This is a genomic window from Lysinibacillus sp. G1-3, assembly GCF_056322905.1.
This window is the reverse complement of record NZ_JBWHYQ010000034.1, coordinates 20,815-28,372: the sequence shown is the minus strand read 5'-3', so window position 1 is coordinate 28,372 and position 7,558 is coordinate 20,815. Positions and strand designations below refer to the sequence as shown.

Genomic DNA, 7,558 nt, shown 5'->3' with positions numbered 1-7,558 from the left:
AGCTCAAATTGTTTTGCTGGCATCATGTTTGATGTCCAAAATTTTGTTTCGTTCACCAACTCAAGGTTAGTTACTAAAAACTTTATTGATTACGTTTTGCTTGTTCAGTTTTCAAGGTTCATTTCGTCACCATTTCTCCAACAGCAACTCTTATATAATATCACGTCTCGAACTCGATGTCAACAACTAAATTATTTAATTTAAAATTCATTTGTTTAACAACCGTTATCTTAACGACTCTTATTACTATACCACAATATTTTTTATTTGCAAGTGTTTTATAAAAAAAAGATTAACGCAGTTATTCCTAGTACACCCGGAATACCTAATATTGCAATAGTGAACACTGAGAATAGATTAATTGGCACTTCATAGCCTGCATATCCTATACCTAAGTGAATAATAAATAATAGTAGAAAGGCAAAAGCAAATCTAAACCAAAACACAGACATTCCTTCTAATATTTTACCCATCTTGGCATGTCTTATTATTATATAAAGAAAAAGAAGCACTATAGGCACACCAACACTCATAATTACTAACCACGACATATGGTTTCCCCCTTAAATATAATTATGAAAGTTTATGTTTCCTATTTTGCTTCTATGAATATCAATTATGACTCGGAAAAATTATAGCTGTCTCTTTGCTTTCGCTACAGAAAACATTTACTGATTTCCGATTCCGTTACCATTAACGCATTTCAGCGGATGTTTGGACACCCGCTGAAATTTTAAAAAACTATTATTTAATTAATACTCTCCGAATTCTAGCTTCCTTGAATAAATAAAAATGTATACTCTCCGCTACTTTTCGTTGAACAATTGCTTCTAAATCATAATCATCTATTAGTTCTTCAATTATCTTCGCTTGCTGTAAATCCTCTTTTGTTTCTTTTATAAGACTCACAAGCTTGTCATCGAATTCTTTTTTTAATTTTCCCTTACTGCGGAAGAACATATTAATCCCTCACTCACAATTCTCGGCGACCTTCCATTGCCTTCGATAACGTTACTTCATCTGCATATTCTAAATCCCCACCTACTGGTAGACCATGAGCGATTCTTGTTGTTCGAATACCAGATGGCTTCACTAGACGAGAAATATACATAGCTGTTGCCTCGCCTTCAATAGTCGAATTCGTGGCTAAAATAAGTTCCTGAACAGTCTCATCTTGCAAACGAACTAGCAGGGAAGCGACATTAATATCCTCTGGACCAACACCATCCATAGGTGAAATAGCTCCCTGTAATACGTGATACATACCATTGAAATCACGCATTTTCTCCATTGCAATCACATCTTTTGTATCTTGAACAACACAAATAATAGAATGATTTCGTTGTTTGTCGGTACAAATATGGCATGGATCTACATCAGTTATGTTGCCACATACGGAGCAGTAGCTTAAATTTCGTTTAGCATCAATTAATGACTTTGAAAAGGATAGAACGTCATCCTCTTTCATTGTTAATACAAAAAACGCCAGACGGGCCGCGGTTTTCGGCCCGATACCTGGCAATTTCATAAAACTATCAATCAGTTTCGATATTGGTTCTGGATAGTACATTTATTTACCTCCTAGAACGGAAGGTTCATGCCCTGAGTGAATTTCCCCATTGTTGCATTCGTTTTTTCATCTACTTTTTTCAGCGCTTCATTTGCAGCAACAACGATTAAATCTTGTAGCATTTCGATATCATCTGGATCTACAACTGATGGATCAAGACTTACTTCTACGATTTCACGTTGACCAGTTACACTTACTTTTACCATACCGCCACCAGCTGCGCCTTCAAATTGCTCTGCATTTAAAGCCTCTTGAGCCTCCATCATTTCTTTTTGCATCTTTTGCATTTTTTTCATCATACCTTGCATATTTCCCATTCCACGCATAAACATATTCCTCCTAAATGATTAGTCTTCAACAATTTCAATAAAATCTTTACCAAACAGCTTTTCTGCTTCCGTCACAAGTGGATCTTGTGACGCAAGTGGTTGAGCATCGTCGATAAATGGCCCATCCGGCATTTCTGCAGGTGGCGGCTCTAATAACTCTACTTCAGGATCATTCTCATCCTGAGACTTTTTCTGCTGCTGTAAGCCATGATCACGAATAAACTCTTCACGTAATTTTAACCAAGCATCATCAGGTGTACAAAGCATCTCATACATAGTACCTGTTTGCCCTGCAATTAATTGTGTAAATTGAGCTTTTAGGGCTTGATTATCAGCAACCATTTGACAATGAATATCATACTTGAATTTTAACACAAAAGCACTTGAAGATGCCGCAACAGGTTCAGCCTCTGCTAAAAGAGCTGATTGAGATTTTTGCATTTGGTTTAATGCCTGCGCCCAAACTGATTTGATACGTTGCACATCTTGCTTTGTAGCATCCTTTAGCACCTCTTGAATACGACCCGTCGGTGCTTTATAGCCATTTGGATTTTTTGCTCGTGGACGTTGCTCTTTTGGCGTTTGCGTCGCTTGCACAGAAGCACCTGTTTGCAATTGGGCTGATAGTTGTTGCACCATCTGCTCAAGTGCCACAATTTTTTGAGCGAGCTCAGGACTCATAGCTACCTCACCTGAAGCAGTAGTTTGACCAACTGCCCCTCCCGAAAATTGCACCATTTTAAGTAACGCTGTTTCCAAGTAAATCTTTGTATGGTGGGAGAACCGCATTTCTTGCTGTGTTTTCGCCAAAATATCAATGTAGCCATATAGCAGATCGGGTGCAAAATCATGCGCTAATGTAAATACTCGCTCCTCTGGTGATACTAGCTCTAATAATTCAGCCAAATCCTCACTCGTTTGCAGTAATAATAAGTCACGGAAAAATGTAATCAGGTCCTCTGAAAGACGAAGTGGATCTTTCCCATCCGCAATAAGCTGCTCTAATAACGCAAGCATTTGTGCGACATCTTTTACTTTTAGAGCTTCTGCTAATTCATAGAAAACTTCCTGACTAATAGAACCTGTTACAAGCAATGTGTCCTCTAGCTTCAACATTTCCCCGCTGAAAGATACAACCTGATCTAATAAACTTAAAGCATCACGCATACCACCAGCTGCTGATTGTGCGATTACCTTTAAACCTTGTTCCTCAAATGGTAACTCAATATCCTCTAATACAACTTTCATGCGCTCAATAATATCATTGGTTGAAAGACGCTTAAAATCAAAGCGCTGACAACGTGAAATGATCGTTGCAGGCAATTTATGGGGCTCTGTCGTCGCTAAAATAAATACAGCATGAGAAGGTGGTTCTTCTAATGTCTTTAAAAGTGCATTGAAAGCACTGGTAGAAAGCATATGCACTTCATCAATGATATACACTTTATATCTGCTACTAGCAGGAGCAAATCGAACTTTCTCAATGATGTCACGTATTTCTTCAACGCGTGAATTAGACGCAGCATCAAATTCAATAACATCTGGATGAGAACCATCTGTAATACTCAAACAAGTAGCACATTCGTTACAAGGCTCATTTGATGGTGCCTGCTCACAATTTAAAGCCTTTGCAAAAATTTTAGCTGTGCTCGTTTTCCCGGTACCACGTGGGCCAGAAAATAAATAAGCATGCGTTGTTTTATTTGCTAGGAGAGCATTTTGTAGCGTTCTTTTGACATGTGCTTGACCAGACATTTCTCTAAATGATTGTGGTCGATACACACGATAAAATGCTTGATACGTCAATGGTTTCCTCTCCTCTTCTTCATTATATAGAATAGTTCTATTATAGCATTTGCTTCATTATTTATAAAATAGTGTCATCGTTTTTCTAAAAATTCAGGACGATTGTTTTTTCACCAGATCTACTTATAAAGGAGGCTGATGCATTTCTTATGTACCCATCCTACCCGTCGCCTTGTACAGTTTGTAGCTTCTTTAAACGTTCTGGAAACTGCCCCTCCGTCTAAAGAATCTAATGAATAGTAAAAACAACTTGTGAAAATAATAAAAAAACGCATCCGCCTTTTGGACGGATGCGTTTGAATTGGCAATTTAATGCCGTGCACCTTTCTTCGACAGCCGCACATAAGCGTTACTCTTGTCGTTAGCTCAGATTAGGCAACCCCGCGGCACATGAATAAGACCACTTAATGCTGCTTCCTTCCGGACCTGACATGGTTCATGGGTATCCATTGCGCAGGACCCAATCGTCAACACTACGTGCAAAAGGCAGACCAAACAATACGGACAGCCTCGAAAAAGGAATTCAGTCTCGCTAGAGCGGATTGCGAGTTACAGGACACCGCTACCTTCCCACCTAGCACGGCAATAACTAGTATACTGACTGTTTTCATAAATTGCAACTTAATACGCATAATATTTGTGTGGAATATTCTATCAGTACTGTAAAAAAGAAATTATTAATCAATTATGCCTCGGCATAATTGCGTCCAGAATCGGCTTTGTGCTTAGGTCTGCGTGAGGGCCGACACGATGCCGGTCATTTCGGTAATGCCACAGGACGTGGCGTTTTTACCGATGCCGATCAGTTAGCCGTTATCGCATGGGTGCGATGATTTTAGGCTAACATCCTATATTGAACTCCTTTCCGAACCCGAGACATCCGTCGGAGGCTTTCAGCCAACAGATGTTTTTCGCGCGAAAGCGCAGCGTCAGCGACACAGCATGATGTTGGTCACAGATAAATTGCCACAGGACGTGGCGTTCTTAGACTAAGTTCCTCTATTTCAGCGGGTGTTTGGACACCCGCTGAAATAAGTTAAAAAAAATCAAAAAAACTGTTGACGAGAATTTTAAAATATGATAAATTTATTTTTGTCGATGAGACAACGCAACAGAACAACATGGAGGTATACCCAAGTCTGGCTGAAGGGATCGGTCTTGAAAACCGACAGGCGGGTAACACCGCGCGGGGGTTCGAATCCCTCTACCTCCTCCAGTTTTAAAATTCCGACTACGAATGTAGCCGTTTTTTTTTGCCTAAAAATTATATGTAACACTTATTAGATGCCACTTCCGCTTAGGGTGTGGTATTTTTTATTGTAAATTACGATTTTATAACCGATTCATTATGCCTCAGCATAATTGCGTCCACAATCGGCTTTGTACTTAGGTCCGACAAGATGTCGGTCATTTCGGAAATGTCACAGGACGTGGCGTTCTTAGAACAAGTTCCTCTATCTCAGCGGATGTTTGGACACCCTCTGAAAGAAGTTAAATATCTATACCCCTTTCATCTCAAAGTCGCATTCTGGCAAACACAACGTCAAAAGTAGTGGTACAATTACTTTTATTTCTAACACGCAAACGAGTTCTTTAGCATTTCTTTTCTTTGCTATACTGCTCTGTTAATATTGGGAGGATTTTTTATGCATTCGAAATTTTACATATATCGTGCTTCCCTCACTTGGATTTTCACAATTGCACTGTTAACTGCTGTCGGTAGTGAGATTAAAATAATGCCTTTCTCGAATACAACTTTTCGTTTCGGATTAGGAAGCATCATTTTCTTTTTATGCACTTTACTTAGACCTACACCAATCATTTTGGCTGGATTTACTACAAGCATCGTAACAACCATTTTCCGAGTTATCATTAATTACTCTTTACATGATGTTCCATTAGTCGATAGTTTACTAATACATTTACCCGCTGCTACATTTTATATATCGTTCGCAGTATGCCTACAAATTCTAAGTATTCATCAATATAGAGAAAAACCACTATTGCTTGGATTACTAGTTGCGTTTAGTGAAGTATTCAGTAATTTAGTGGAACAACTATTTCACTTTATTATAAATTCTTATACTTTTTTACTCCTCCCTGATTTACTTATACTTTTAGCAGTTGCTTTATTACGTAGCTTTTTTGTTGTTGGTATTTATAGTTCCATTTTAATTGCTGAGCAAAAAAAACGGGTTCAGGAAATGCTTACAATCGGCTCAGATTTATATGTTGAGACACTTTATTTAAAAAAATCTATGAACCATATAGAAGCAATTACAGCTAGTGGATTTGATTTATATCGACAATTAAAATCACTAGGCTATCGTGCGGAAAGTTTACAGGCACTCCATATTGCCCAGGAAATTCATGAAGTAAAGAAGGATTCACAACGCATTTATGCAGGTATTTCTAAAATTGTTGGTGACAAGAGCTTTGACTCACTCAGATTATCAGAATTATTACATTTTATCGAAGATGGCAACAGTAAATACGCAGAATTTTTAAAGAAAGAAATTGAGTTTATACTAAATATTGATATCGATTTTCAAACGAAAGAACATATTGCTTTGCTTGCGCTTTTGAATAATTTAACAGCCAATGCTATTGAAGCAATCGAGAATCAAGGTATCATTTCTATTGCCATTCAGCAGCAACAGGATGATACTGTAATCACAGTATGTGATAATGGGAAGGGAATTCCACACAGTAATCTCTCTATTATTTTTGAACCTGGATACACTACAAAATACAATGTAGACGGTGTCGCAGCAACAGGTATTGGGCTTTCACACGTTGTTGAATTAGTAAATAAATTAAATGGTTCAATATCCGTTGATTCAAACAATCAAAACACGATGTTTAAAATTAAAATTCCTACGCAAACTATTCAAACAGGAGAGACTTAAATGAGGTATTTTATTGTAGATGATGATCGAGCAAGTCGGGTCATGTTAAAACAAATTATTGAAGATAGTGGTTTAGGTACAGTAATTGGTGAAGCACGCAATGGTGAGGACGCTATTCCACAAATTTTAATGACACAGCCAGAGTTTGTACTGATTGATTTGCTTATGCCTAAGCTTGATGGAATAGCAACAGTCGAGCAACTTATTCAAAATCGTTTTGAGGGACAATTTGTTATGATTTCTCAGGTAGTGAATAAGGAGATGGTAGGTGAGGCCTATGAGCAAGGTATTGATTTCTTTATTCATAAGCCAATAAACCGTATTGAGGTTGAAAATGTTTTACGTAAAACAACTGAACAATTTCGTCTAAAAAACTCATTACTTATAATTCGCCAATCACTTACAAATATTGATCTAAGTGAACAAATAAATCATAAAGCAACGTCACGTGATCATATTCAATCTATCTTAAATGATATGGGTATCGTTGGTGAAATCGGAAGCGAAGATATTATAGCTATCATCGAAACATTGCTTGCTCATCAGCACAAAATTGCACCACTACCTCCATTAAAGGAGCTTTATGAGGAAATTGCAGCTGTCACAAAGGCTACACCAGATGAAATTTTGAAGGAAAGTAAAGCCATTGAACAGCGTGTGCGCCGTACTATATTAGCAGCGATGATAAATCTCGCCAATTTAGGTGTCGTAGATTATACGAACTCGGAATTTGAATATTATGCACCTCGATACTTTGACTTTAAAGAAATTCGTCAGCTTATGACTCAGATAGAAGATCACGAAAATCGTAAAGCAAAAGTTAATATTAAGAAGTTTATTCAGGTGTTATATTCAGACATTTTAACAAAAGTAAATTAATTTTCTCGGATTTTGTCGGATTCCATAAGTCCTCCGTATTATTAAAATAAGGCAAGTCCTAAAAA

7 protein-coding genes, 1 tRNA gene and 1 other RNA gene are annotated in these 7,558 nt (G+C 37.6%); 3 read left to right on the top strand and 6 right to left on the bottom strand.

Annotated features, from left to right (window positions below; genetic code table 11):
- Window positions 1-278: 278 nt before the first annotated feature.
- The 6 genes from ACVYAD_RS24475 to ffs form a co-directional block, all read right to left on the bottom strand.
- Window positions 279-551 carry a pro-sigmaK processing inhibitor BofA family protein gene (locus ACVYAD_RS24475; RefSeq protein WP_349662205.1) on the bottom strand — a complete coding sequence of 91 codons (273 nt, stop codon included), beginning with the start codon at window positions 549-551 and terminating at the stop codon, window positions 279-281.
- A gap of 193 nt (window positions 552-744) precedes the next feature.
- On the bottom strand, window positions 745-960 hold the full coding sequence (locus ACVYAD_RS24470; RefSeq protein ID WP_349662206.1) for a YaaL family protein: 216 nt from the start codon (window positions 958-960) through the stop codon (window positions 745-747).
- Between the two features lie 13 nt (window positions 961-973).
- Entirely contained in the window at window positions 974-1,570 is a 597-nt protein-coding gene (gene recR / locus ACVYAD_RS24465; protein WP_349662207.1) for a recombination mediator RecR, read from the bottom strand.
- A gap of 11 nt (window positions 1,571-1,581) precedes the next feature.
- Entirely contained in the window at window positions 1,582-1,896 is a 315-nt protein-coding gene (locus tag ACVYAD_RS24460) for a YbaB/EbfC family nucleoid-associated protein (protein WP_476428209.1), read from the bottom strand.
- A gap of 21 nt (window positions 1,897-1,917) precedes the next feature.
- Window positions 1,918-3,705, bottom strand: a complete 1,788-nt coding sequence (dnaX, locus tag ACVYAD_RS24455) for a DNA polymerase III subunit gamma/tau (protein WP_476428208.1) — start codon at window positions 3,703-3,705, stop codon at window positions 1,918-1,920.
- Between the two features lie 315 nt (window positions 3,706-4,020).
- Window positions 4,021-4,288: signal recognition particle sRNA large type (gene ffs, locus ACVYAD_RS24450), an RNA gene on the bottom strand.
- A 540-nt stretch (window positions 4,289-4,828) separates the two neighbouring features.
- Between ffs and ACVYAD_RS24445 the strand changes: the two genes are divergently transcribed.
- The 3 genes from ACVYAD_RS24445 (at window position 4,829) to ACVYAD_RS24435 (ending at window position 7,493) form a co-directional block, all read left to right on the top strand.
- A tRNA-Ser gene (locus ACVYAD_RS24445) sits at window positions 4,829-4,921 on the top strand.
- A 430-nt stretch (window positions 4,922-5,351) separates the two neighbouring features.
- Complete coding sequence (locus ACVYAD_RS24440) at window positions 5,352-6,614, top strand: ATP-binding protein (RefSeq protein ID WP_349662209.1); 1,263 nt, start codon at window positions 5,352-5,354, stop codon at window positions 6,612-6,614.
- Entirely contained in the window at window positions 6,615-7,493 is an 879-nt protein-coding gene (locus ACVYAD_RS24435) for a response regulator (protein WP_349662210.1), read from the top strand.
- Window positions 7,494-7,558: the final 65 nt, after the last annotated feature.